At 64.5% G+C, this 23856-nt stretch carries 27 protein-coding genes; 14 read left to right on the forward strand and 13 right to left on the reverse strand.

Translation table 11 applies throughout. The features are described 5' to 3' along the window. Nucleotides 1-8 precede the first annotated feature (8 nt). Entirely contained in the window at nucleotides 9-980 is a 972-nt protein-coding gene (rarD, locus tag C8J33_RS06990) for an EamA family transporter RarD (RefSeq protein ID WP_132663545.1), read from the reverse strand. Nucleotides 981-1327: 347 nt separating this feature from the next. Between rarD and C8J33_RS06995 the strand changes: the two genes are divergently transcribed. The 3 genes from C8J33_RS06995 (at nucleotide 1328) to C8J33_RS07005 (ending at nucleotide 3997) form a co-directional block, all read left to right on the forward strand. Further along, nucleotides 1328-3292, forward strand: a complete 1965-nt coding sequence (locus C8J33_RS06995; protein WP_132664478.1) for a bifunctional 2',3'-cyclic-nucleotide 2'-phosphodiesterase/3'-nucleotidase — start codon at nucleotides 1328-1330, stop codon at nucleotides 3290-3292. Between the two features lie 130 nt (nucleotides 3293-3422). Next, nucleotides 3423-3698, forward strand: coding sequence for a ribbon-helix-helix domain-containing protein (locus C8J33_RS07000; RefSeq protein WP_110800076.1), 276 nt, complete (start codon nucleotides 3423-3425; stop codon nucleotides 3696-3698). Continuing rightward, entirely contained in the window at nucleotides 3695-3997 is a 303-nt protein-coding gene (locus C8J33_RS07005; protein ID WP_245419935.1) for a type II toxin-antitoxin system RelE/ParE family toxin, read from the forward strand. The genes C8J33_RS07000 and C8J33_RS07005 overlap by 4 nt, the downstream gene beginning before the upstream one ends. A 1-nt stretch (nucleotide 3998) precedes the next feature. Here the strand turns inward: C8J33_RS07005 and cimA are convergent, their stop codons facing one another. The 5 genes from cimA to cysS all read right to left on the reverse strand — a co-directional run bounded on the left by cimA (nucleotide 3999) and on the right by cysS (nucleotide 9259). Further along, complete coding sequence (gene cimA, locus C8J33_RS07010) at nucleotides 3999-5615, reverse strand: citramalate synthase (RefSeq protein ID WP_132663546.1); 1617 nt, start codon at nucleotides 5613-5615, stop codon at nucleotides 3999-4001. A 3-nt stretch (nucleotides 5616-5618) separates the two neighbouring features. Continuing rightward, complete coding sequence (gene pip / locus C8J33_RS07015; RefSeq protein ID WP_132663547.1) at nucleotides 5619-6596, reverse strand: prolyl aminopeptidase; 978 nt, start codon at nucleotides 6594-6596, stop codon at nucleotides 5619-5621. After that, the gene (locus tag C8J33_RS07020; protein ID WP_422037649.1) at nucleotides 6593-7108 is read right to left on the reverse strand and encodes a GFA family protein; all 516 of its coding nucleotides are present in this window, start codon (nucleotides 7106-7108) and stop codon (nucleotides 6593-6595) included. The genes pip and C8J33_RS07020 overlap by 4 nt, the downstream gene beginning before the upstream one ends. Continuing rightward, nucleotides 7081-7560, reverse strand: a complete 480-nt coding sequence (locus C8J33_RS07025) for a GFA family protein (protein ID WP_110800078.1) — start codon at nucleotides 7558-7560, stop codon at nucleotides 7081-7083. Before C8J33_RS07025 ends, C8J33_RS07020 begins: the two co-directional genes overlap by 28 nt. 241 nt (nucleotides 7561-7801) lie before the next feature. Beyond that, the gene (gene cysS / locus C8J33_RS07030; RefSeq protein WP_165929749.1) at nucleotides 7802-9259 is read right to left on the reverse strand and encodes a cysteine--tRNA ligase; all 1458 of its coding nucleotides are present in this window, start codon (nucleotides 9257-9259) and stop codon (nucleotides 7802-7804) included. Nucleotides 9260-9804: 545 nt separating this feature from the next. Between cysS and C8J33_RS26985 the strand changes: the two genes are divergently transcribed. Then, nucleotides 9805-9981, forward strand: coding sequence for a hypothetical protein (locus tag C8J33_RS26985; protein WP_165929750.1), 177 nt, complete (start codon nucleotides 9805-9807; stop codon nucleotides 9979-9981). Nucleotides 9982-10018: 37 nt separating this feature from the next. Here C8J33_RS26985 and C8J33_RS07035 read toward each other — a convergent pair whose 3' ends face one another. After that, nucleotides 10019-10819, reverse strand: a complete 801-nt coding sequence (locus C8J33_RS07035; protein ID WP_132663548.1) for an SOS response-associated peptidase — start codon at nucleotides 10817-10819, stop codon at nucleotides 10019-10021. Nucleotides 10820-10935: 116 nt separating this feature from the next. On the opposite strand from C8J33_RS07035, the gene C8J33_RS07040 reads away from it, so the two are divergent. The 9 genes from C8J33_RS07040 (at nucleotide 10936) to C8J33_RS07080 (ending at nucleotide 17215) form a co-directional block, all read left to right on the forward strand. Continuing rightward, nucleotides 10936-11361 (forward strand): NUDIX hydrolase, encoded by a 426-nt coding sequence (locus C8J33_RS07040; protein WP_132663549.1) that lies wholly within the window; start codon nucleotides 10936-10938, stop codon nucleotides 11359-11361. A gap of 50 nt (nucleotides 11362-11411) precedes the next feature. Continuing rightward, nucleotides 11412-11852: a TIGR02301 family protein gene (locus tag C8J33_RS07045; RefSeq protein ID WP_132664480.1), complete on the forward strand. Its 441-nt coding sequence runs from the start codon at nucleotides 11412-11414 to the stop codon at nucleotides 11850-11852. 125 nt (nucleotides 11853-11977) lie between these two features. Continuing rightward, entirely contained in the window at nucleotides 11978-12247 is a 270-nt protein-coding gene (locus C8J33_RS07050) for a hypothetical protein (RefSeq protein ID WP_092932990.1), read from the forward strand. A gap of 58 nt (nucleotides 12248-12305) precedes the next feature. Beyond that, nucleotides 12306-13106: a hypothetical protein gene (locus C8J33_RS07055; RefSeq protein ID WP_245507077.1), complete on the forward strand. Its 801-nt coding sequence runs from the start codon at nucleotides 12306-12308 to the stop codon at nucleotides 13104-13106. Between the two features lie 191 nt (nucleotides 13107-13297). Next, nucleotides 13298-14152, forward strand: coding sequence for a YgfZ/GcvT domain-containing protein (locus C8J33_RS07060; protein ID WP_132663550.1), 855 nt, complete (start codon nucleotides 13298-13300; stop codon nucleotides 14150-14152). Beyond that, nucleotides 14149-14769, forward strand: coding sequence for an HD domain-containing protein (locus C8J33_RS07065; protein ID WP_207904027.1), 621 nt, complete (start codon nucleotides 14149-14151; stop codon nucleotides 14767-14769). Before C8J33_RS07060 ends, C8J33_RS07065 begins: the two co-directional genes overlap by 4 nt. Continuing rightward, entirely contained in the window at nucleotides 14766-15314 is a 549-nt protein-coding gene (locus tag C8J33_RS07070; RefSeq protein ID WP_132663552.1) for a tyrosine phosphatase family protein, read from the forward strand. Before C8J33_RS07065 ends, C8J33_RS07070 begins: the two co-directional genes overlap by 4 nt. Next, nucleotides 15304-16281 carry an NUDIX hydrolase gene (locus C8J33_RS07075; protein ID WP_132664482.1) on the forward strand — a complete coding sequence of 326 codons (978 nt, stop codon included), beginning with the start codon at nucleotides 15304-15306 and terminating at the stop codon, nucleotides 16279-16281. Before C8J33_RS07070 ends, C8J33_RS07075 begins: the two co-directional genes overlap by 11 nt. A 79-nt stretch (nucleotides 16282-16360) precedes the next feature. Further along, nucleotides 16361-17215: a mechanosensitive ion channel family protein gene (locus C8J33_RS07080; RefSeq protein WP_132663553.1), complete on the forward strand. Its 855-nt coding sequence runs from the start codon at nucleotides 16361-16363 to the stop codon at nucleotides 17213-17215. Between the two features lie 18 nt (nucleotides 17216-17233). Here C8J33_RS07080 and C8J33_RS07085 read toward each other — a convergent pair whose 3' ends face one another. The 5 genes from C8J33_RS07085 to nadA form a co-directional block, all read right to left on the reverse strand. Next, entirely contained in the window at nucleotides 17234-17752 is a 519-nt protein-coding gene (locus C8J33_RS07085) for a superoxide dismutase family protein (RefSeq protein ID WP_132664483.1), read from the reverse strand. 157 nt (nucleotides 17753-17909) lie between these two features. Beyond that, nucleotides 17910-18623, reverse strand: a complete 714-nt coding sequence (locus tag C8J33_RS07090) for a sulfite exporter TauE/SafE family protein (RefSeq protein WP_110800080.1) — start codon at nucleotides 18621-18623, stop codon at nucleotides 17910-17912. A gap of 78 nt (nucleotides 18624-18701) precedes the next feature. Beyond that, a complete protein-coding gene (gene nadC, locus C8J33_RS07095; RefSeq protein ID WP_132663554.1) occupies nucleotides 18702-19610 on the reverse strand; it encodes a carboxylating nicotinate-nucleotide diphosphorylase in 909 nt (302 codons plus the stop codon). Between the two features lie 29 nt (nucleotides 19611-19639). Next, on the reverse strand, nucleotides 19640-21238 hold the full coding sequence (locus tag C8J33_RS07100; RefSeq protein ID WP_132663555.1) for an L-aspartate oxidase: 1599 nt from the start codon (nucleotides 21236-21238) through the stop codon (nucleotides 19640-19642). Between the two features lie 30 nt (nucleotides 21239-21268). Next, entirely contained in the window at nucleotides 21269-22342 is a 1074-nt protein-coding gene (nadA, locus tag C8J33_RS07105; RefSeq protein ID WP_132664484.1) for a quinolinate synthase NadA, read from the reverse strand. Nucleotides 22343-22602: 260 nt separating this feature from the next. Here nadA and C8J33_RS07110 point away from each other — a divergent pair, with 260 nt between their 5' ends. Continuing rightward, nucleotides 22603-23085, forward strand: coding sequence for a VanZ family protein (locus tag C8J33_RS07110; RefSeq protein ID WP_132663556.1), 483 nt, complete (start codon nucleotides 22603-22605; stop codon nucleotides 23083-23085). On the opposite strand, the gene C8J33_RS07115 is transcribed toward C8J33_RS07110, so the two are convergent. Then, nucleotides 22975-23832, reverse strand: a complete 858-nt coding sequence (locus C8J33_RS07115) for an MOSC domain-containing protein (RefSeq protein WP_132663557.1) — start codon at nucleotides 23830-23832, stop codon at nucleotides 22975-22977. The two genes, C8J33_RS07110 and C8J33_RS07115, sit on opposite strands and share 111 nt — an antisense overlap. Nucleotides 23833-23856 lie beyond the last annotated feature (24 nt).

Genomic DNA, 23856 nt, shown 5'->3' on the forward strand with positions numbered 1-23856 from the left:
TTGCCGGATCAGGCCTTCAGAGCAGCTGCCGCCTGTCGGGCGTTCCGGCTTTCCACGAGCATTGAGCCCGTATAGATCACCAGCGCCATCCAGATCAGCCCGAACGCCATCAGCTTCACCATGCCGAACGGCTCGCGGAAGACGAAGACCGCGATGAGGAACACCATGCTGGGCGCGATATACTGCATGATGCCGATGGTGGAGAGGCGCAGCAGCTTGGCGCCGTTGGCATAAAACAGCAACGGCACGGCAGTGACGACGCCGGACGAGATGAGCCACACCACATCCGCGATGCCCGTATCGGTGAAATGCCCCTGCCCGGAGCTTTCCAGATAGAAGATATAGGCGAGCGACGGCACGGAGAGCAGCATGACCTCCAGGAAGAAGCCCTGGTTCGGCCCCACCGGCAAGGTCTTGCGGAAAAAGGCGTAGAACCCCCAGGACACGCAAAGCCCGAGCGACACCCAGGGCAGCCCGCCGGCATCCACGGCGATGATCGCGACGGCGGCGACCGCAAAGCCGATGGCGACCAGTTGCGCCGGGTTCAACTTTTCCTTCAGCAGCACGGCGCCGAGGAAGATCGAGAAGAGCGGATTGATATAGTAGCCGAGCGCCGCCTCCAGCGTTCGCCCGACGCTGATGGCCCAGACATAGATGCCCCAGTTGAAGGTAACGAGCGTCGCCGTCAGCGCCGCCATGGCCAGCATGCGCGGCGAGCGCAGCGCGACTTTCAGATCCGCGGTCCGGCCGAGCCACAGGATGAACGCGCCGACGAGCGGCACGGACCAGACGATGCGATGCGCGACCACTTCGGCGGCCGGAATATGGCCGATGCCCTTCATGAACAACGGCAGGAAGCCCCAGCAGGCATAGGCGATGGCGGCGAGCAGGAAACCGCGCGGGCTGTCGCCGTTGCCGGGAACGACGGCCGTCGGCACGGCGCCGGTCGTCGCCAGCGGCTCGCTTGTCCTATCAGCCATGTCGCGGCCCTCCTCCGGCCTCTGCGCCCCTGCCTGCACGCTTCCCGTCGCGCGGAAGGTAAAGCCCGCGTGGCGCATGTCGCTTCAAGGCGCGGCTTACGCGAAAAGGCGATGCCGCTCCAATTCATTTCCCTGAACCATCGACGAATTCTGGTGACACACGACCGTCGCTTTTGCCTGCGAGATTTCCGATTGCGGTTCGCGCGTCCACGATGAGCCGATGCCATCCGTCCGAAGGTCGCCAAGCCCGTCTTTTGGTATATGGTCGCTACGAAGTGATCCGGCACGAAAGGAACGTCATGTCCTCCCCCTCAGCGCCCTTCCTCCCCACCTCCCGTCCCGCAGCCATGGCGGTAACACGCCGCACCTTCCTCGGCGGGCTTGCGTCAGCCTCCGGGCTCGTCATGCTGCATCCGTTCGCCGCGCATGCCAGCGCCAACCAGGCGCATCTGCGTCTAATGGAAACGACCGACATCCACGTCCACGTCTACCCTTACGACTATTACGGCGACAAGCCGAACGAGACGCTGGGTCTCTCGCGCACCGCCTCGATCATCGACGCCATCCGCGCCGAGGCGGGCAACACCCTGCTGGTCGACAATGGCGACTTCCTGCAGGGCAACCCAATGGGCGACTTCATGGCCTACCAGAAGGGCCTGAAGGAGGGCGACGTCCACCCCGTCATCAAGGCCATGAACCTGCTCGGCTACGAGGCGGGCACGCTCGGCAATCACGAGTTCAACTACGGGCTCGACTTCATGGCGAAGGCGCTGGCGGGCGCCAATTTCCCTTACGTGTGCGCCAACCTGACGAAGGGGACGCTGGCCGATGACCCGACCAAGGACGTGCTGTTCTTCAAGCCCTATACGATCGTTGAGAAGACCGTGACGGACGGCAGTGGCGCAACGAGCCTGCTGAAGATCGGGCTGATCGGCTTCGTGCCGCCGCAGATCATGCTCTGGGACGTGAAGAACCTCGAAGGCAAGGCGCAGACGCGCGACATCGTGGAAGCCGCACGCGCTTGGGTGCCGGTGATGAAGGAGGACGGCGCCGACATCATCGTGGCACTGTCGCATTCCGGCATCGACGGCAGCGGGCAGACCGACCGCATGGAAAACGCGTCTCTCTATCTCGCCGGCGTGGAAGGCATCGATGCCGTGCTGACCGGGCACCAGCATCTGGTGTTCCCCGGACCGAAGAGCTTCGATGGCATTGCGGGCGTGGACCCGGTGAAAGGCACGCTGCAGGGCAAGCCGGCCGTCATGGCGGGCTTCTGGGGCTCGCATCTCGGGCTGATCGATCTGCTGCTGGAGAAGGACGTCAAGAGCTGGAAGGTCGTCGATTTCACCACCGAGGCCCGGCCGATCTACCACCGCGAGGACAAGAAGGTCGTGGCCGACGTCAACGACCGCGCCGACGTGCTGACCGCCGCCAAGGCCGAACATGAAGCGACCCTCGCCTATGTCCGCACCCCCGTCGGCAAGACCTCGGCGCCGCTTTACTCCTACTTCGCGCTGGTGGCCGACGACCCCTCCGTGCAGATCGTTTCACAGGCGCAGACCTGGTACATCAAGGACATGCTGAAGGAGACGGCATGGAAGGACCTGCCCGTGCTTTCGGCCGCAGCCCCTTTCAAGGCCGGCGGACGCGGCGGTGCCGACTACTATACCGACGTTCCCGCGGGCGACATCGCCATCAAGAACGTCGCCGATCTCTATCTCTATCCCAACACCGTGCAGGCCGTCGTCATCACCGGCGCGCAGGTGAAGAACTGGCTGGAAATGTCGGCCGGCATGTTCAATCGCCTGACGCCCGGGCAGAAGGACCAGCCACTGCTGGGCATCGGCTTCCCGTCCTATAATTTCGATGTCATCGACGGCGTGACTTACGAGATCGACCTGTTGCAGCCGGCGCGTTTCGATACGGACGGCAAGCTGGCCGATGAGGCTGCACACCGGATCACGGACCTCAAATTCGACGGCCAACCCATCGATCCCGCACAGACATTCGTGGTCGCCACCAACAATTACCGCGCCGGCGGCGGCGGCAAGTTCCCGGACATCGCCAGCGACAAGGTCGTCTTCGCCGCCCCCGACACCAACCGCGACGTCATCGTCCGCTACATCCACGACCAGGGCACGATCAACCCGACGGCCGACGCCAACTGGCGCTTCAAGCCCCTGCCCGGGACGACGGCCCTGTTCGAGACAGGCCCGAAAGCGCGGCTGCTGCTGGGCCAAGTCAAGGCGGCAAAGATCGAGGATGCTGGGGATGGTGCGGACGGGTTCGCGCGGTTCCGGCTGGTGTTGTGAGACTTGATCCACAAGACCTACGATCTGCCGTACCCCGTTTTTTCGCCGCTACGCGACCGTCTGCAAAACCAATTTCCGTTTCAGACGTCATGCGATAGAATATTTGCAGAACCTCAAAGGAGCCGAGGACATGCAGGCATTTCGCATCACTCTTCCGGACGAAATGGCAATGCTTGTGAAGGAGAAGGTCGCCTCTGGCGAATATGCGACAGAGAGCGATGTGTTCCGCGAAGGCCTCATGACGATCGCCATACAGGACGCGGCATTCGAAACTTGGCTGCATGACGAGGTTCTGCCGACCGTTGATGCGCTTGCACGGGAGCCGGGTCGCGCGATGAGTGCGGATGCCTCCTGGGCGGCGATCAAAGACCATATCGACAGGTCCAATTTCAACGACAAGCCGTGAGCGATCTGCCTGTCCAGTTCACGCCGGAAGCCAACGCCGATCTGACGGAACTCTTCGACTACCTTGCACCCCGAGCCGGATATGCCGTTGCCTTCAAGTATGTGAGTGACATTCATCGCCATTGCCTGGGCTTTGCACTGTTTCCACAGCATGGTTTCTCAAGAGAAGACCTCAGACCTGGACTCCGTGTCGTCGGTTTTCGCCGCCGGGCAAGCATCGTCTTTCAGGTGAAGGACGAGCAAGTGACCATCATTCGCATATTTCATCGCGGCCGCGATCTTCGCGTTTCCGAAGACTGATCTACTCCGCCGCAGCCGCCACCGCGCCGTCGCGGTTCTTCAGCAGCTTGAACACGATGCTGTCCATCAAAGCCTGAAACGAAGCGTCTATGATGTTGTCGGAGACGCCGACGGTCCACCAGCGGGCGCCGGTGGCGTCGGTGGATTCGATGAGGACGCGGGTGATGGCCTCCGTGCCGCCGTTGAGGATGCGGACCTTGTAGTCCGCGAGTTCGAGATCGGCGATTTCGTGCTGATACTTGCCGAGATCCTTGCGCAGGGCGAGATCGAGCGCGTTGACCGGGCCGTGACCTTCAGCGACGGAGAGGGTTTCCTCGCCGTCGATCAGAACGCGGACGACGGCTTCCGACACGGTCTTCAGCTGGCCGTTGGCGTCGAAGCGGCGCTCGACCATGACCCGGAAACTTTCGACATGGAAGAAATCGGGGACGTGGGCAAGGATGCGGCGGGCGAGGATGGCGAAGCTCGCATCGGCGCCTTCATAGGCATAGCCCGTCGCCTCGCGTTCCTTGACGATGGTGATCAGTCTGTCGAGGCGCGGATCGTCCTTGCCGACCACGATGCCGCGGCGCTTCAAAGCATTGATGAAATTGGCCTTGCCGCCCTGGTCCGACACCATGACCTTGCGCAGGTTGCCGACGCTCTCCGGCGTCACATGCTCATAGGTGCGCGGGTCCTTGAGCAGTGCGGAGGCATGGATACCCGCTTTGGTGGCGAAGGCGGAGGCGCCGACATAGGGCATCTGGTGGTCGGGCGAGCGGTTCAGCAGCTCGTCGAAGGCGTGGGAGAGCTTCGTCAGCTCCTGCAGGCGGTCGGTGTCGATGGTCGTTTCGAAGCGGCTGGCATATACATCCTTCAGCGCGAGCGTCGGGATGAGGGTGACGAGGTTGGCATTGCCGCAGCGCTCGCCGATGCCGTTCAGCGTGCCCTGGATCTGGCGAACGCCGGCCTCGACCGCGGCCAGCGAATTGGCCACCGCCTGCCCTGTATCGTTGTGCGCGTGGATGCCGAGACGGTCGCCGGGGATGCCGGCGGCGATGACGGAGGCGACGATCGTGCGAATTTCCTCCGGCTGCGTGCCGCCATTGGTGTCGCAGAGCACGACCCAGCGCGCACCGGCATCATAAGCAGTCTTGGCGCAGGCGAGCGCGTAATCGGGGTTCGCCTTGTAGCCGTCGAAGAAGTGCTCGCAATCGACCATGGCCTCGCGGCCGCTCATCACAACGGCGTCCACAGAGGCCGCGATGTTGTCGAGGTTTTCCTCGTTGGTGCAGCCGAGCGCGACCGCGACGTGATAGTCCCAGCTTTTCGCCACGAGACAGATCGTGTCGCTGGCCGACTGCAGCAGACCCGCAAGGCCCGGATCGTTGGCGGCGGAGACGCCGGTGCGCTTGGTCATGCCGAAGGCGACGAAGCGGGCGTTGCGGGTGCGGCGCTTTGCGAAGAAGGCGGTGTCGGTCGGGTTCGCACCGGGATATCCGCCCTCGACATAGTCGATGCCGAAATCGTCGAGCATAGAGGCGATCGCGATCTTGTCCTCGACGGAAAAATCGACCCCGGGCGTCTGCTGGCCGTCGCGCAGCGTGGTGTCGAAGAGGAAGATGCGCTCGCGCTTCATGGGTCAGGCTTCCTTGCCGGCGAAGGTGTCGGTGGTGCGGATCATCCGGTCGAGGATGCCGGGCTCGCTCATCGCGTGGCCGGCGCCTTCGACCAGATGGAATTCCGCCTGCGGCCAGGCCTTGTGCAGCGCCCAGGCGTATTTCGCCGGGCACGGCATGTCGTAGCGGCCCTGGATGATGACGCCAGGGATGCCGTGGAGACGGTGGGCATCGCGCACGAGCTGGCCCTCGTCCATCCAGCCTGCATGCACGAAGTAGTGTGTTTCCAGCCGGGCGAAGGCATCGGCGAAATCGTCTTCGGCGAACTTGCTGCTGGTGTCGGGCTGCGGCAGGAGCGTGATCGTCTCGCCCTCCCACGTGCTCCAGACCTTGGCCACCTCGCGACGCAGCGCCATGTCGTCGCCCGTCAGGCGGCGGTAATAGGCCTGCATCATCTCGTGGCGCTCTTCCGGCGGAATGGGTGCGACGAAGCGCTCATACTTGTCGGGGAACATCTCGGACACGCCGAACTGGTAGTACCAGTCGAGTTCGGCCTTGGTCAGCGTGTAGATGCCGCGCAGCACCAGTTCGGAGACATGCTCCGGGTGGGTTTCGGCATAGGCGAGCGCCAGCGTCGAGCCCCAGGAGCCGCCGTTGACGAGCCATGTGTCGACCCCGACCATCTCGCGCAGACGCTCGATGTCGGCCACCAGATGCCAGGTCGTGTTCGCCTCGAGGCCCGCATGCGGCGTGGACTTGCCGCAGCCGCGCTGGTCGAAGAGGAGCACGTCGTAGAGCGCGGGATCGAACAGGCGGCGGTGGTTGGGGCCGCTGGTGCCGCCGGGGCCGCCATGCAGGAACACGGCGGGCTTGGCGCCCGGTGTGCCGGAACGTTCCCAATAGATCGAATGTCCGTCGCCCACATCGAGATGGCCGGAGGCGTAGGCTTCGATCGGCGGATAGAGGCCGCGCAGGTTGTCGGTATCGTGTTCGGAGGTCATAGGCTCAATCCGTGAGTCGGCCAGTCGGCCGTATCGTGATCGGGATGCTGGAAGGAAATGACGGATTCCTGCTGGGCGTAATAGTCGGGATCGCCATGCACCGGCTGGTCGAAGATGGTGGTGACCCAAGGGATGCGGGCCTCGACATTGACCTGAATCTGCGGCGCGAGATCGGTGCGGTCGTCGAAGGCGCCGATGGCGATTTCGAGCCCGCCGGGATGGCGATAGGCCAGCGGCGTGCCGCAGGACGCGCAGAAGCCGCGGGAAATGTTGATGGACGACTGGAACCAGGCGGGCTCGCCGCGGCTCCAGCTCAGGCCGTTTTCGGGGGTAGTGACCAGTGGCCCGAAGAAGCCGCCGAAGGCTTTCTGGCACATGCGGCAATGGCAGATCGACGGGCGGCCGAGCGTGCCCTTGATCCGGAAGCGCACCGCGCCGCACTGGCAGCCGCCTGTTCTTTCGCCGCCTGTTCTAGCATCGTCGTTCATTGCGGTCTCTCCTCTAGCGGCCATTGGTCCGTCTCGTGGTCGGGGTGCTGGTAGGAAACGAGACCATCTAGGAAGGGCGCATCGTCGAGGTCCTCTTCCGTAGGGTGACCCGGCAGCTCATGTAAATGATCAACAAATGCGATCTTCGCCTCGGTGCCGAACTGTGTGCTGGGGACAAAGGCGGATGGATCATCGAAGGCTCCAGCCGCGATTGCCATACCGTCTGGCGCCTCGTACGTCAGAGGTGTACCGCAATCGCCGCAGAAGCCACGCGACACGACATTGCTGGAGCGGAAAGATTTCCGCTCGCCGCGCGTCCATCGAAAATCCAGTCCGCGCACGGAGACGAGTGGCGCGTAATACGCACCAAATGCCTTCTGACACATGCGGCAATGGCAGACGGAGGCGTCGTCGAGCGTGCCTTCCACCCGGAAGCGCACGGCACCGCACTGGCAGCCGCCGAAGTGTACATCCATCGTCATGATGCGGTCCTCTTCTGGTATGGAATGCTGGAAAGACCTGATGCGTCAAAGGTGTAACGCCGGTCGCTCACACTCTGAGTCTTCGTGCGCATGTATCGCATGAACGGACAGATCATCGCATTCTCCTCCCGCAACTCAACGTCCATTGTCGCGTCTCGCCGGCCGATCCGGCGATTCCACCCATTCCGCATCCCATGCCGATCGAGCGCTCAACGCAAGGCTGCTCCAGCAGCCTCTAGCGCTTGACCTCCCAAGTCGTCACCCGCTCGCCGGTCTGCGGGTCCTTGCCGTCCTTCAGCTGGATGCCGTCTGCAAGAAGTTCATCCCGGATGCGGTCGGCGTCAGTGAAGTTCCGGGCCTTCAGGAGCGCCAGCCGTTCCTCGATCCGCTGCGTCACGCCGGCCCATTTGTCCTCGTCGGCAAGGCTGAGGTCCAGATCGGTCGCCTGCTGGCTGAGATGCTCGATCGCCTCGAAACCCATCAGATCCAGTAGCCCGAGGAAAGCGGCAGCAGCAGCCGGATCGCCCTTCACCGCGTCGGTCGCGAGCTGGTTCATGCCGGTGATGACGGGATAGAGGTTGAGATCATCGAGGATCGGGCTATCCTGCGGCAAGGTCCAAACGGGCACTTCCGAGCTTTCAGCCAGAAGAGCGGCGACCCGAACCTTGGCGTCGGCCCAGCGACGCACGATGCCTTGTGCCTCCTCCAGCCGTTTGAGACTGAAATCGATCGGTTGGCGATACTGCGTCATCAGCATGGCGAGGCGCAGGACCTCGCCCGGCCACCTCCGGCCACCGAAGTTTTCCGTGTGCAGCAGGTCGTGGATGGTGACGAAGTTGCCGTCCGACTTCGACATCTTGCGGCCTTCGATCTGCACGAAGCCATTGTGCATCCAGACGTTGGCCATATTTTTCGTGCCGTGGGCGCAGCGCGACTGGGCGATCTCGTTCTCGTGGTGCGGGAAGATGAGGTCGAGGCCGCCACCGTGGATGTCGAAGGTCTCGCCGAGATAGCGGTGGCTCATGGCGGAGCATTCGATGTGCCAGCCCGGACGGCCGCGGCCCCAGGGGCTGTCCCAGCCGGGTTCGTTGTCGGAGGACAGCTTCCACAACACGAAATCGCCGGGGCTCTTCTTGTGCGCATCGACGGCGATGCGGGCGCCGGCCTGCTGCTCGTCGAGATTGCGATGCGAGAGCGCGCCGTAATCGGCCATCGAGGTCGTGTCGAACAGCACCTCGCCAGCCGCGACATAGGCGTGCCCGCGCGCGATCAGCGCCTCGATGATCGTGATCATCTCGGCGATGTTCTCGGTGGCGCGCGGCTGGACGGTCGGCTCCAGCGAACCGAGCGCGCGCGCATCGTCCCGGAACTGTGTCTCGGTCTTCTCCGTGACGGCCCGGATCGCCTCGTTCAACGGTAGATCAGGAAAGTCACGCAGCGCGCGCGCGTTGATCTTGTCGTCCACGTCGGTAATGTTGCGGACATAGGTGACGTTCGGCGCGCCATAGAGATGGCGCAGCAGGCGGAAGAGGACGTCGAACACGATGACCGGGCGCGCATTTCCGATATGCGCGAAGTCGTAGACGGTCGGGCCGCAGACATAGAGGCGGACATTGGCAGCATCGATCGGCGAGAAATCGGCCTTTTCGCGCGTCAGCGTATTGTAGAGCCTCAGTGCCGGCACGTCCGTCATGCGTATCGTCTCCCTTGTCGTTTGTCCCGAACGGTCGATCCGGCGAATGGCCGCCGCAGATCGCGCGCGCCGGCCTGCCGGCCTTCGCGTTGTCATCTTGGTCTTGGGTAAGGAGACGAAACGGAAAGGGCCAGCGGCAAGCGCTAGCGAATAATCGAGCCGCAGAAAATGCAGGTGTCCGTTTTCATGGCGGCTTTATCGCTGTTCTCGCGCCTGGGGTCAAGGGGCCCACCCCTTGGGTCAAGGGGGTCCGCCCGTTGGGCCGAGGGGTCATATCAAACCGACAAACTCGCCGCATCGCAGCATCCATCCGGTTGCATTGCAGCATGTTTTTGCTCGCAAAAAGCTCGCAGGATGGACATGAATTTGTCATGATTCAAACGTTTGAAAGCCGCAGAATTTCAGGAGATTCGAGCTTGCGGGGACAACGCGAGACGCTCGGTTCTCCGGGAACGAACGAGGTGCTGCAGGTTGTGATCGTCAAGCGACGGTTTCACCCAAGCAGGACCCGACCCGGGACGGAATCATTATCAGGAGAGAGTGACATGACGGAACGCAAGACGGACACGACTGAAGCCGCTGCCAAGAACGAAACGCTGATCGACCGCTACCGTCCGCTCGGCCTGAAGGCCGTGGCTGCCGCAGCGCTGCACCAGAAGCCCAAGGCAGCGGCGCAGCCGGCAAAGGTTGCCGATCGCATTCGCGACTGGCGCGAGCACTGATCGCTCGCCACGGCAGGGCTTGCCCTCGATTCCATCACTAGAACAGCGAGAGCTGTGGGCCGTCGCCATCGTCTGGCGGCCCTGCGGATGCAGGCTTGTTCCTGCCCGGTTTGGTCGACGTGTGCGCTGACTCGGTAACGCTGACAGGCGTCTGAATATCTGGCGTCGTATTGGCGACCTTGTTGACCGCGTCGGAGACCGGCACGAAATCGAACAGGTCGTCATCGGCCGGCACCATCAGATCGGCGACGTCTCGCGGCTCCTGCGTCTTGCAATCGAGCCAACGGGCGAAGTCTTCGGGCCGGATGATCACCGGCATGCGATCGTGGATGAAGGCCATCGCCGCATTGGCGCGGGTCGTGAGAATCGCGCCCGTGTCCATCTCCGAGCCATCGGCAGAGGCCCAGGTTTCCATCAGTCCGCCGAAAGCGACGATGCCGCCGGATTTCGGCCTTATCCAGTAGGCTTGCGATGGAAGGCCGCTGTCCTTGGGATAGCGCCGCCACTCGTAGAAACCCGATGCGGGCACGAGCACGCGACGGTGACGCATGGCTGCGCGGAACGAGGCCTTCTCGATGGCCGTCTCGGCGCGCGCGTTCAGGAGAAGCGGAAAATCGTTCGGGTCCTTGACCCAGCCCGGCAGGAAGCCCCAGCGCACGAGCGCGGTCCGGCGCGGCGGGGTGTTGCTGCGCGGATCGGTGCGGTCGGCGGCGGTGACGACGATGATCGGCTGCGTCGGCGCGATATTGTAGCGCGGCGGGAAATCACCGGCGTCGATGACGGCCAGCGCCTCCTCTAGTCCCTCGGGCTTGACCGTCAGAGCATAGCGTCCGCACATGATGTCGATCCCTTATCCTCGCCGAACTCTCGGGGCGTCGCGGCCTGCATTCGATCGCGCTCGCCCCTCCGGCTGATGTAGGATCGATTCGTCCGCAACGCCATAACGGAACTGCCATGACTGCCTCTCCGCCGCCTGCCCTCGCCTCTTCCGCCATCGTGGTGCGCAACGGTCGCTACCTGCTCGTGCGCCGCTCCAAGCCGCCATCTGCCGACATGTTCGCCTTTCCCGGCGGGCGGGCGGAGCCGGGCGAGACGCCGGCGGAAACGGCGGTGCGGGAATTGTTCGAGGAGACCGGCATCACGGGCTCAGTGCCGGTGCTCTTCGCAACCTACGACCTGCCGGTGGACACGGCGGATGGCGCGGGCGGGCGGCATTTCTTCCTCTCGGTGTTTCGCGTCGAGGCGGATATCGACGCCGAAGCGGTCGCCGGAGACGATGCGGCAAGTCTTGGCTGGTACACCGCCGCCGAAATCGCCGACCTGCCGGCCCCGCCGAGCGTGCGTGATTGCATCGCCAAGCTGGAAGCCACGAGGGCATGATGAGGAAGCCGGGACTTGCGAAATCGAGGGAAACGGGCATTTTCGCCGGCATGACCCTCAAGACTCCCCTGCGCCCTGCCCTTGCCGGCCTTCTCCTTGTGCTCGGCCTGCCGCTGTCTTCAGCCCAAGCGCAGCCGGTTACGGAACGCCTGCCTGCAGCCAGCGCCGATGCGCATGCGGCAAAGCCCGCGCCTTATGACGCAAGGCTTCTGCGGATGGCGGAAATCGTGGGGTCCGTCACCTATCTGCGGACGCTCTGCGCGGACGTGAAGGCCGGGGAATGGCGCGCCGACATGCAGGCGCTGATCGACCGGGAGGCCGGCGCGGAGCCGGATCGCAAGGCGCGGCTGACCGCCGCCTTCAACAGGGGCTATCGCAGTTTCGCCTCGGTCTATACAAGCTGTACGCCGAGCGCCGTGCTGGCCGACCAGCGCTACCGTGACGAAGGGGCAACACTGGCCGCCGAAATCGTCTCGCGGTTCGGAAATTAGGGCTCCGTTAACCTTTTTTCGAACGGGCCGTGTCGTTTCGGTAAAAGACTGCTAGTCTTGTTAAGACCATGGTAACAAGTGCCGCCGCGATTCCGATGCGGCGTGATGTGAAAGCGTATAATTGCATGGAACGGTCGATGGAACAGAGCCTCAACGAGATAGACGACATGATCGTCCACGAGAAGATGCAGGCGGCGCTGGAACATCAGAACGAAGCTTGGGCAGATGGCATGGCCGATGGAATCGAGCCGGAGATCATCGCCGATGCCGCCATCGCGCTCGCCATGCGCGAGACGATCCGCCTGCATGGCGAGGACAGTGCCGAGGCCATGCTGAATTCGCTTCGCGAGCGCATGCTTGCCGGCGAGTTTTCCCCGCAGCGTTCGCTTCAATAGCGGCTGCCCGATCCGGACCCCGTCCCCTTGCGGACGCTCCACCAGTAACGAGAGTGCCATGACACGTTCGTCGAATAGCCGGACTCCATCCGCTCTTCTTGGTGCGCTTGCGTTCACCGCCCTTCTTACCTCGACATGCCTCGTGCCCGCGGCACCGGCCCTCGCGCTGAGCCAGCTACGCACGATTCCGGGTGATGCGACGGCGGAAGAGCCGGATGCACCAACTGAGCCAAGCAAGGACGACACGGTTTCTCCGAGCGCGCCCGGTGCCATCCCCATGCCCGACCCGCTGGTGAACAAGCCGACGGCGCAGTCACCGAAGGGAAAGGCTGACGGTCCGGCACCGGGGCAGCATCCGGGCAAGACGCCGGACGCCGAGGCGGATGACGGGCCCGTCGAAGTGCTGACCGATATTTCGAAGATCCCGAAGCCCGTCGCCCGGATGCGCGAGCTGATCGTCGAGGCTGCCGCCTCCGGCGATATCGAGCGCCTGCGCCCGCTGCTCGGCAAGGGTGAAACGGCAACCGCCATCGGCGACAGCGAGGAGGAAACCGATCCCGTCGCCGCCGTGAAGGGTCTTTCGGGCGATGCAGACGGGCTCGAAATTCTCGCCATCATGCTCGACGTGCTCTCTACCGGCTTTACCGTGATCGACAAGGGAACGCCGGACGAAATGTATGTCTGGCCCTATTTCGCCGCCAAGTCTCTCGACAGCCTGACGCCGCCGGAAAAGGTGGACCTGATGCGCCTCGTCACGGCCGGCGACGTCGCGTCCATGCAGGAATTCGGCAGCTACAACTTCTACCGCATCGGCATCACGCCCGACGGGCAATGGAAGTTCTTCATCGGCGGCGACTGACGCCGGATGGCGTGTGAGGACCGGCAGACGCTTGCAGGGCGCCGGGCGAGAGCCTACCTTTTAGCGATCCGTCGTGTCTCTCCTGCCATTCCAATTTCTAGGATTGTGTGAGAGTGCGCAGATCAGCGTTCTCAGCGGGGACGCGTCTCATTTTGCATTTGCCGGGCGTGTCAGCCCTTTCAGGATCGATCATGTCTCTCTTCGCTGTCCCAGATCGCGCCCTCGTCACCGTTTCCGGAGAGACGGCGGTCGAATTTCTGCAGGCGCTGATCACCACCGATGTCATCCAGCTGACCGCTGACGAGGTGCGCCCCGGCGCGCTGCTGACGCCGCAGGGCAAGATCCTGTTCGATTTTCTGGTGAGCCGGACGGAAACAGGCCTGCGGCTGGAGACCGGCGCCGAGCAAGCGCCTGCCCTCCTGAAGCGGCTGACGCTCTACAAGCTCCGCGCGCCCATCACGCTCGCTCTGGACACCGAGATCAATGTCGCCGTGTCGTTCGATGCGGTCGAGGGCGCGCTGCTCGACGTGCGCTTTGCAACGTCGGGCGCTCCAGCCTACCGGGTCTATGGCACCAAGGGCATCGCGGACACCGAGGGACGTGTGGATGACGCGCGGATCGCCGGCGGCATTGCGGTGTCCGGCGCCGACTATGCGTTGCAGGACGCCTTTCCGCACGACATCCTTCTCGACAAGAATGGCGGGCTTTCGTTTCGCAAGGGCTGCTATGTCGGGCAGGAAGTCGTCTCCCGCATGCAGCACCGTGGCACGGCGCGGCGGCGGGTCGTGACGGTCGAGGGCATGTCCGACCTGCCGGCGTCCGGTACGGCGATCACGGCTGGCGGCAAGCCGATCGGCACGCTCGGCAGCGTGGCCGGGCGCTCGGGGCTTGCGATCGTGCGGATCGACAAGGCGGGCGACGCGCTGGCAAGCCAGACGGACATCTTGGCGGGCGAGGTCAAGGTGGCGCTGGCGCTGCCCGCCTGGACCGGGCTCGCTTTTCCCGTACCCTCACCCAACACCGAAACGTCCGAGGCTGGCGCCTGATGTCGCCACGGGCCTGGCAGCGCATGCTTTCCGGCCGGCGGCTGGATTTGCTCGACCCCTCGCCGCTCGATGTCGAGCTTTCCGACATCGCGCACGGGCTTGCGCGCGTGGCGCGGTGGAACGGGCAGACCGACGGGCCGCATGCTTTTTCCGTCGCCCAGCACTCTCTCGTGGTCGAGGAGATCTTTCGCCGCAATGGCAAGGCAACTGCATCGGAGTGCCAGATGGCGCTGCTGCACGATGCGCCGGAATATGTGATCGGCGACATGATCTCCCCCTTCAAGGCCGTCGTCGGCGGTGGTTACAAGGCGGTAGAGAAGCGGCTGGAAGGCGCGATCCACCTGCGGTTCGGCCTGCCGCCGATAACGCCCGAGGCGGTGAAGGAGCGGATCAAGAAGGCCGACCAGATCGCCGCCTTTTTCGAAGCGACCGTGCTGGCCGGTTTTACGCTGGAGGAAGCACGGCGTATCTTCGGGCAGCCGCGCGGCATTACCTGCGAGATGTTGACGATGGAGCCCCTGCCCGCGCTGGAGGCGCAGCGGTTGTTCATCGCGCGGTTCGAGGCGATCGAAGCGGAGCGCGCGGGCGTTCGCGTGTCAGAAAGAGCGGAATCATGAGCGTCATCATCGTCTCGCCGCTGGCTCGGATCGGCGAAATGGCCGTCCGGCACGGCTGTCTCGACATGCTGAGCCTGATGGCGGTCGGGCACACGTTTCACCGGCCGGGCGTGATCGCCGCCGGCCGGCACCTGACGCTGGGGCTGAACGACATCACCTTTGCCGGCAATGAAAAGCTGATCGCGCCCGCCGAAGAGCATGTGGACGGCATCGTCGCCTTTGCGCGCGGTTGGCAGCGCGAGACGCCGCTGCTCGTCCATTGCTGGATGGGCGTTTCCCGCTCGCCCGCCGCCGCCGCCATCGCCGCGCTTGCCATCGCACCCGACCAGGACGACGACGCGCTGGCCGACCGGCTGCGCGCCGCATCGCCCTTCGCCACGCCCAATGCCCGGCTAATCGCCATCGGCGATGCCATGCTCGGTCGCAATGGCCGGTTGATCACCGCCATGAAACGCATCGGTCGCGGCAGGGACGCCGATGGCAACACGCCGTTCGTGTTCGATCCGCACCCGTCTGCTATCGTGGTGCCTGCCGATGCCGGGTGAGCCGATGCCGGGCGGCATGACCGTCGAGATCGGGCTCAACGCGGCCATCGTCGCGATGGTCGAGCGGACACCACGCATTCTCGTCGTCAGCGAGGGTGGCGATGGCGGACGGGATGCCCTTCCCTTCGGCCCTTTCGACCCCGCCACACACCGCACCTTCGAGACCAGCCTGCGCGCGCGTGTCGAAGAGCAAACGGCGCTCGATCTCGGCTATATCGAGCAGCTCTACACCTTCGGCGACCGCGGCCGGCAGCGGCTGGCCAACGAAGACCGCCTGCACATGGTCTCCGTCGGCTATCTCGCGCTGACCCGCAGCGATGCGGAGACGACCCTGCGCCTGTCGCAGGCCGGAGCCGACTGGCGGGAATGGTATATCTACCTCCCCTGGGAGGATTGGCGGCACGGGCGCCCCCCGGTGCTCGATCGCGTCATCCTGCCGGCGCTCGCCACCTGGGAGCGTGCGGACCCTGCCAACCGGCGCAGCCGCATCCGGCTCGCCTTCGGGCTCGACGATTTCCCTTTCGACGAAGAGCGTGTGCTGGAGCGGTACGAGCTGCTCTACGAGGCGGGGCTGGTGGCGGAGGCGGCCAGCGACGCGCAGGGGCACGACGCCATAGAGGCAGGCCAGATTTACGAACGCGTCGGTCAGGCCATGCGCCACGACCATCGCCGGATCGTCGCCACCGCCGTGGCACGGCTGCGGGGGAAGATCAAATACCGGCCGGTCATCTTTGAACTCATGCCGCCGGACTTTACGCTGACGGACTTGCAGAACGCGGTGGAGGCGATCTCCGGGCGGCATCTGCACAAGCAGAACTTTCGGCGGCTGGTGGAGGGCGCATCGCTCGTGGAGCCGACCGGCATGACGACCAGCGCGACGGGCGGACGCCCGGCCGCGCTCTTCCGGTTTCGCCGGCAGATCCTCGACGAAAGACCGGCACCGGGCCTGAAGCTCGGCAATCGCTGAGGCGTATGAAGGTCGATCCAACCGGTTGACCCTCAAGGCTTCCGCCCCATGTCCCTCCTTCCAACGAAGAGGGCCTTTCATGGAACCACAACAGCCAGACGTCATCCTTGCCACCCGTACGGCGCTCAGCCAGGCGTCCGCCTTGGCCGTGCAATATTCCTTCTCGATCGTGGGCGCGCTGGTGCTGCTCTGCGCCGGCTGGCTCATCGCCCGGCTGCTGCACAACTGGGCCTATGCCGGCCTGAAGCGCGTTCATGGCATCGACGAGACGCTGGCCCGGTTCTTCTCCAACATCATCCGCTATGCCCTGCTGGTACTGGTCTTCGTGACGGTGCTGGGGCAGTTCGGCGTGCAGACGGCCTCGATCATCGCCGCACTCGGCGCCGCCGGTCTCGCCATCGGCCTCGCGCTGCAGGGTACGCTGCAGAACATCGCGGCCGGCATCATGCTTCTGGTTCTCCGGCCCTTCCGGGTGGGCGAATCCATCGAGACGTCGAGCGTCACCGGCACGATCCGGGAGATCGGGCTTTTCGCAACGGAGCTCGTGGATTCCGACGGCGTCTACAGGCTGGCGCCTAATTCGACGCTGTGGAACACGCCGGTGCGTAATTTCAGCCGCTTGCCGACGCGCAAGCACGACCTGGCCATCTCCGTCGGGGCGGATCAGGACATCGACGATGCGATGCAGCGGCTGCTGGACATCGCCCGTGGCAACGACAACGTGCTGAAGAACCCTTCACCGGCGGTTTTCATCTCCGAGCTTGCGGGCGACGGCGCGACGGTGACCTTGCGCTACTGGGTCTCGACGCCGAACTGGTGGGCGACGACGCGCAGCATGCTGAAGCAGGTGAAGGACGAGTTTGCGGTAAAGCCGGAGGCCGAACTCCAGACAAACGAAGACCGGGGCGATGACCCCGGTCCTCTTGATCCCTAATCCGGAAATCGGCCGGATTTACTTGATGACGGCGCAGGCGAGACGATCGCCCGCGTCGCCGGAAGGCTGGCTGCGGTTGTCGTCTGGCTTGGCATGGATCATCAGTGCGCGTCCGCGGATGCCGTTGGTCTTGTCGTCCAGCGTGACCATGCTGTTGAAGACCTGAGCACGGAGCGTGCCGTCGGCGCTGACATACTGGTTCGGCATATCCCCGGCATGCGGGCCATTGGCGGCGAGGAAGCCGTGTTCCGTCTTGTCGGGATTGAAGTGCGCGCCCGCCGAGGCGTGGGCATGCGCCGGATCGCACTTTCCCGTCTCGTGGACGTGGAACGCGACCCACGTGCCGGCCGGCAGGCCCGTCACTTCGACTTCCATGAGCACACCGTGTTTTCCGGCGGTCAGGAGTGCGCGTCCGGTCTCCTTATCGTCCTTGCCGACGAAGCTAGCGCTGGCGGTCTGGGACTGCATTTGCGCGGCAGCGGGCACGGCTGCGGCGACAGTGGCTGCAAGGGTGGCTGCAGCGAGCGTGATAAGCATGGAGGTCATGGTGGTCCTTCCCTGGTGTTCCCGGCCTTAGGCTTCCAAGACTCCGGGTTGCATTCATGACGTATTTGGAGAATGGCATGAACCCAACGTTTCGGGCTGCGCGAGGTTCCCGCACAAGCGCGTGACGGCAGACGGAACGTGCTGGAGGTCAAAAGAAGCGGACGACGGACGTGGCGATGATAATGAGGGAGACTGCAACCATCAGCGGACGGACCGGCAGGTGCTTGACGATGTAGGCGCCGATGGGGGCTGCGAGGACGCCGCCGATGATGAGGCCGACCGCCGCGTCGAGCTGCGACCAGCCGAGCGTGATGATGAAGGTGGCGGAGATCGTCAGCGTTACGGCGAATTCGGTGAGGCTGGTTGAGCCGATGACCTTCTTCGGGTCGTGCCCACGGCCGATGAGCGAGGTCGTGACGATCGGGCCCCAGCCGCCACCGCCGGCCGCATCGAGACCACCACCTGCAAAACCGACCAGCGGGACCGTCCAGTCGTGCACGTCACGCTGGAACATCGGCCGGAACGCCTTGATGAGGATATAGATGCCGATGAGGATGAGATAGACGGAGATGAAGGGCTCGATGACCTTGCCGTCAATATTGGAGAGGACATAGGCGCCGAGAACACCGCCGATCATGCCGGCCGGTGCAAGCCGCATCACGAGCTTCCAATCGACATTGCGCTGCCAGACGTGGGACGCGCCGGAGGCTGCCGTGGTAAAGACCTCCGTGATGTGCGTCATGGCGCTTGCCACCGCCGGCGGCATGCCGAAGGCGAGCAGAGCGGTGGTACAGAGGACCCCGAAGGCCATGCCGAGCGCGCCATCGACCAGTTGCGCGAAAAAGCCGATGAGGATGAACATCCAGATATCGCTCAAATGCCGTCTCCGTTGTCGTTTATGCTGCGCAAACCTGTGGCGTATCCGACAGGGTTTGCACCGTCAGGGGTTGCCGATCCCGATGTCCAGACCGATGTCGAGCGTCGGCGCCGCCATGGTGATCTTCGACGTGGAGATATAGTCTACGCCCGTCTCGGCAATGGCGGCGATGGTGGTGAGATCGACGTTTCCAGACGCTTCGAGGCGCGTGCGCCGCTGGTCGCTCGCGTAGACATCCGGGGAGAGCCCCCAATGCGCCGCATTCAGCGCCACGGCCTCGCGCAGGAGGTCCGGGCCCATATTGTCGAGGAGAATGGCATCGGGCGTGGCCGACAGCGCTTGCTCCATCTGCTCCAGCCCATCCACCTCGACCTCCACCCTGACCAGATGGCCGGCATAGGCCTGGGCGGCGCGGATGGCGGGAGCGACGCCGCCGGACACCGCGATGTGGTTGTCCTTGATCAGGATCGCATCATCGAGACCATAGCGGTGATTGGACCCGCCGCCGAGCCGCACGGCATATTTCTCAACAGCGCGAAGGCCCGGCAGCGTCTTGCGCGTGCAGCAGACCTTGGCCGTCGTATGGGCGATGGCGTCGGCATAGCGGGCGGTGGTGGTGGCGACGCCGCTCAGATGCATGAGGAAGTTCAGCGCCACACGCTCCGCCGAAAGAAGCCCGCGCGCCGGGCCTGAGATGCGGGCAATGGCGGTGCCGGCGGCGACACGTTCGCCATCGTTTGCCAGTGCCTCGAAGGCGAGCGACGGATCCACGAGGCGGAAGGCGGCGCGGGCAAGCTCGAGCCCGACAACGACGCCGGCTTCCCGGACGTTCATGGTCGCGGTCGCTATGAGATGCGGGGCGATGGTGGCCGCCGTGGTGATATCGCCGGCGCGGCCGAGATCTTCGAGGAGGGCTGCACGAACGATATCCTCGACCATGAGTGTGGGGAGGTAGGGTGGAAGAGCGGTCATCGGGGGTCTCTCGATAGGGTTCGGCGTGGTCACGACGTCGCGGTTTCCGTGGCGTCGGCGAAGATGCCGTCGGCCTCCTCCAGCGTCATGAAGGTGCGGTGCTGCCACTGCGCGCTGGGCTCGGGGAAATCGGAGCGGAAGTGCCCACCGCGGCTTTCCTCGCGGATCAACGCACCGGCGACAATCAGCTTGGCGGTCGTGACGATATTGGCGAAGCGCAGGCGCGGCGTGTCGCGCTCCAGCGCGGCGATGGTGCGGGCAGCCGTTAGCAGGCCCGCCCGGTCGCGGATGACGCCGGCATGGGCAGACATGGTGCGGCGGAGTTCCCGCAATTGCGGGCTGTCCTCGACCGTCACGAGATCGTCGCTCTCGCCGGCATTGCCGGCCCAGTTGCCCTGGCGCGGTGCCGGCAGCATGCCCTGGATGTTCTCGGCGATGCGGGCGGCGAAGACGACGGCTTCGAGCAGCGAGTTTGACGCGAGGCGGTTCGCGCCGTGAACGCCGGTGGAGGTCACCTCGCCGGCCGCCCAGAGGCCGTCGATCGAGGTGCGGCCCTCGGCGTCGGTGAGGATGCCGCCCATGTGGTAGTGGACGGCGGGCTCCACCGGGATCGGCTGCGTCACCGGATCGATGCCCGCTGCCATGCAGGAAGCATAGACGGTGGGGAAGACCTGCGGGAAATGGTCGCCCACCGCCTTGCGGCAATCGAGGAAGGCGCCGCGGCCGGCAGTCACTTCGGCGAAGACGCCGCGCGAGACGATGTCGCGCGGGGCAAGCTCGCCGTCCGGATGGATGTCGAGCATGAAGCGGTGGCCATCCCCGTTGATGAGCTGGGCGCCGTCGCCGCGAAGGGCTTCTGTCGCCAGCGGCGCGGGGTCGCGGCCGATATCGATGGCGGTCGGGTGGAACTGGACGAATTCGGGATCGGCGATGATGGCGCCGGCGCGTGCTGCCATACCGACACCCTGCCCGCTCGCCTCGCGCGGATTGGTGGTGACGGCAAAGAGGTGGCCGACACCGCCCGAGCAGAGCACGACGGCGCGCGCCGGAAACGAGATGCGCTTTCGCGACTGTCCGGCATCCGGCCGGGCGACGACGCCGGCGATGAAGCGGCCTTCGCGGATCAGCTCTTCGACGACATAGCCCTCCATCACCCGGATGGACGGCGTGGCGCGAACCGTGGCGATCAGCGCTTCCATGATGGCGCGCCCGGCCATGTCGCCCTTCACGCGCACGATGCGGCGCTCGGAATGGGCGGCCTCGCGCGAGAGCAGCAGGTGCCCTTCCAGATCGCGATCGAACGGCACGCCATAGGCAAGAAGATCGTGGATGCGGGCCGGGCCTTCCGACACCATCCGGCGCGCCATCTTCTCATCCACGATGCCGGCGCCGGCCGCCAGCGTATCGGCGACGTGGGAGTCGATTGAATCGCCGGGACTCATCGCCGCCGCGATACCGCCCTGCGCCCAGGCGGAGGATGCGCCTTGGCCGATGGGCGCGGCCGCCAACACCGTGACCGGGCGCGGGCTGAGTTTCAACGCGCAGAACAGGCCGGCGAGCCCGCCGCCGACGATGACGATGTCGTCGATGCCGTTGAAGGATTGGGGACGAAAATGATCGGTCAGCATGGCAGTCTCCTCCGCCGGCTTTTCAGGCTGCTACTGCTTGAGGTTGATCATCCGTTCGACGGCCAGCCGCGCGCGGTCGGCGATCTCGGGATCGATCAGCACCTCGTCCGTCATCGTCAGCAGGCTGTCGAGGATCTTCGGCAGCGTGATGCGCTTCATGTGCGGACAGAGGTTGCACGGCTTGATGAACTCGACACCCTCAACCTCCGCCTGGATGTTGGAGGCCATGGAGCATTCGGTGACCAGCAGCACTTTGGGCGGGCGCTTGTCCTTGACGTAGTTGATCATGCCGGCGGTCGAACCCGCGAAATCGCAGACCGCGATCACATCCGGATGGCATTCGGGATGGCCGATGATCTCGATGCCGGGATGGGCGGCCTTGTAGGCGAGCAGTTCGCCGGCCGTGAAGCGCTCGTGCACCTCGCAGTGGCCCTTCCAGGTGAGGATCTTCTTATTGGTCTGCTTGGCGACGTTCATGGCCAGATATTCGTCGGGAATGCAGAGCACGGTGTCGCTCTCCAGGCTCTCGACGATGGCGAGCACGTTGGACGAGGTGCAGCAGATGTCGGTCTCGGCCTTCACATCGGCGGAAGTGTTGACGTAGGTGACGACCGGCACGCCGGGATAGCGCTGCTTCAGCAGGCGGACATCGGCGCCGGTGATCGATTCCGATAGCGAGCAGCCGGCCCGTGAATCCGGGATAAGTACCGTCTTCTGCGGGTTCAAGAGCTTCGACGTTTCGGCCATGAAGTGCACGCCGCACTGCACGATGATCTCCGCATCCACCCGCGTCGCATCGCGGGCAAGCTGCAGGGAATCCCCGACGATATCGGCCACGCAGTGGAAGATCTCCGGAGTCTGGTAGTTGTGGGCGAGGATGACGGCGTTGCGCTCGCGCTTCAGCCGGTTGATGGCCGCGACGTAAGGTGCGTAGACCGGCCACTCGAAGGCAGGGATGAAGTCCCGGACCTTCTGGTAGAGGTGCTCCGTCTCCCGCGCGGTCTCGGGCGTGAAGGTGAGGTCCGGCATGGGCAAGACGCCGAAGCGCTCGGCGGCGGTTTGCGGACGCGCCAGCGTTGCGCCGTCCGTCGACAGGCCTTCCATCGCTAGAAATGCATCGGTCATGCCATCCTCGCTCTCCGCCGCTCCACCACGACAGCAAATATGCTCATTACGAGCATAAAGGGATTAAAACAAAACCGGCTTTGCCGGTCTTGCTGAATTAGAAAGTTTTGTGACAGATATCAAGCCGTCCGCGATCCCTTTTTATCATATCGAGCATAAGCCCTGGCTGCGACGGCGACGGCCCGGCCTTACCGACCATGTGCATTGCAACATAGACCCTCGGGTTCTATGACAGTTCGATGACACTCCGCTCCTTGTTCCGCGCTGCCGCCTGGGCCGCCCTCCTCGTGCTCGTTCTTGTGACGATCTCGCCCCTCGGCTGGCGGCCGCATACGGTGACGATGGTCGGTCTCGACCGGGCTGCGGCCTTTGCGCTGGCAGGCGCGATCTTCGCCATCGCCTATCCGCGACGGTGGATTTCGCTCGCGCTGTTTCTCATCGCCGCTGCCTTCTTCATCGAGATGCTGCAATGGATCTCGCCGACCCGGCACGCGCGGTTTTCCGATGCGCTGGTGAAGTCGCTCGGCAGCGTCATCGGCCTTGCCCTCGGCAAGCTGGCACTGGTCGCCCGCAGGCGGTGGTTCGCCTACAGGCAAAGTCCGGACATCCGGTCAGGCGCGATGCTTCATCGGCCAGCGCTCGGTGCGGGTCGAGACGATGCGGACGGGATCGCCGAGCGCGATGCGCCCGGTGCCGCGCGGTACCGCATTCCAGCCGAATAGGACACCGGGAACCCTGCGGTCGGCCGACATGCGCTCCACCCGCAGCGCCTCGATCGGGTTTCCACCGATGCGTTCGCCGGTCATCTGGTCCTGCGTGGTCATGATGCAGCGGGCACAGGGTTTGACGAGGTCGAACCGGATGCCGCCGATCTCGACCGCTTCCCACAGATCCTCCTCCCAGGCCGTGTCGTGATCGAGGAGAATATTGGTGCGGAAACGGTCCATGCCGACGATGGGCTGGCCCTTCGACGCGAGCGTCCGGTTGAGCGCGTCTAGCGAACCGATGGTCGTGATGAGGATCGGGAAGCCATCCGCAAACCCGACGGGTGCCGGCTCGCCTGCCCACTCCGCGCCAACCGTGCGTTCGGCCTTGTCATCCATGTGCACCAACCGGACCGGGCGGCCGAGCCAGCCGGACAGGGTTTCGTTTGCGGCGTCGTCCGCGCAGGCGGCATCGACGCTGCTCGACCAGACACGCACCGTCATGCGCCGGTCGCCCGTAAACCGAACGGACAGATGGGCGCCGCCCATTTCCAGATCGAGCCCGCCGTCTCGCGGCACGGCAGAGATCTGCGCCAGAGGTTGACACTCGCGCTGGGTGATGAACGTACCTTCGGGATCCACAAGCATGAAGCGGCGGTCGCCGGCAAAGCCATCCAGCCGAACCTCGGCGTGATCGACGGGGATCGCCCGGCCGCTCTTCAGCGGGTGGATATTGAGTGCGACGACCTTGGGGTTCACGGGCATTCGGGTAGTCCTTCAGCGGCAACG

Source organism: Rhizobium sp. PP-CC-3G-465 (assembly GCF_004343445.1).
Taxonomy (GTDB): Bacteria; Pseudomonadota; Alphaproteobacteria; order Rhizobiales; family Rhizobiaceae; genus Ferranicluibacter; species Ferranicluibacter rubi.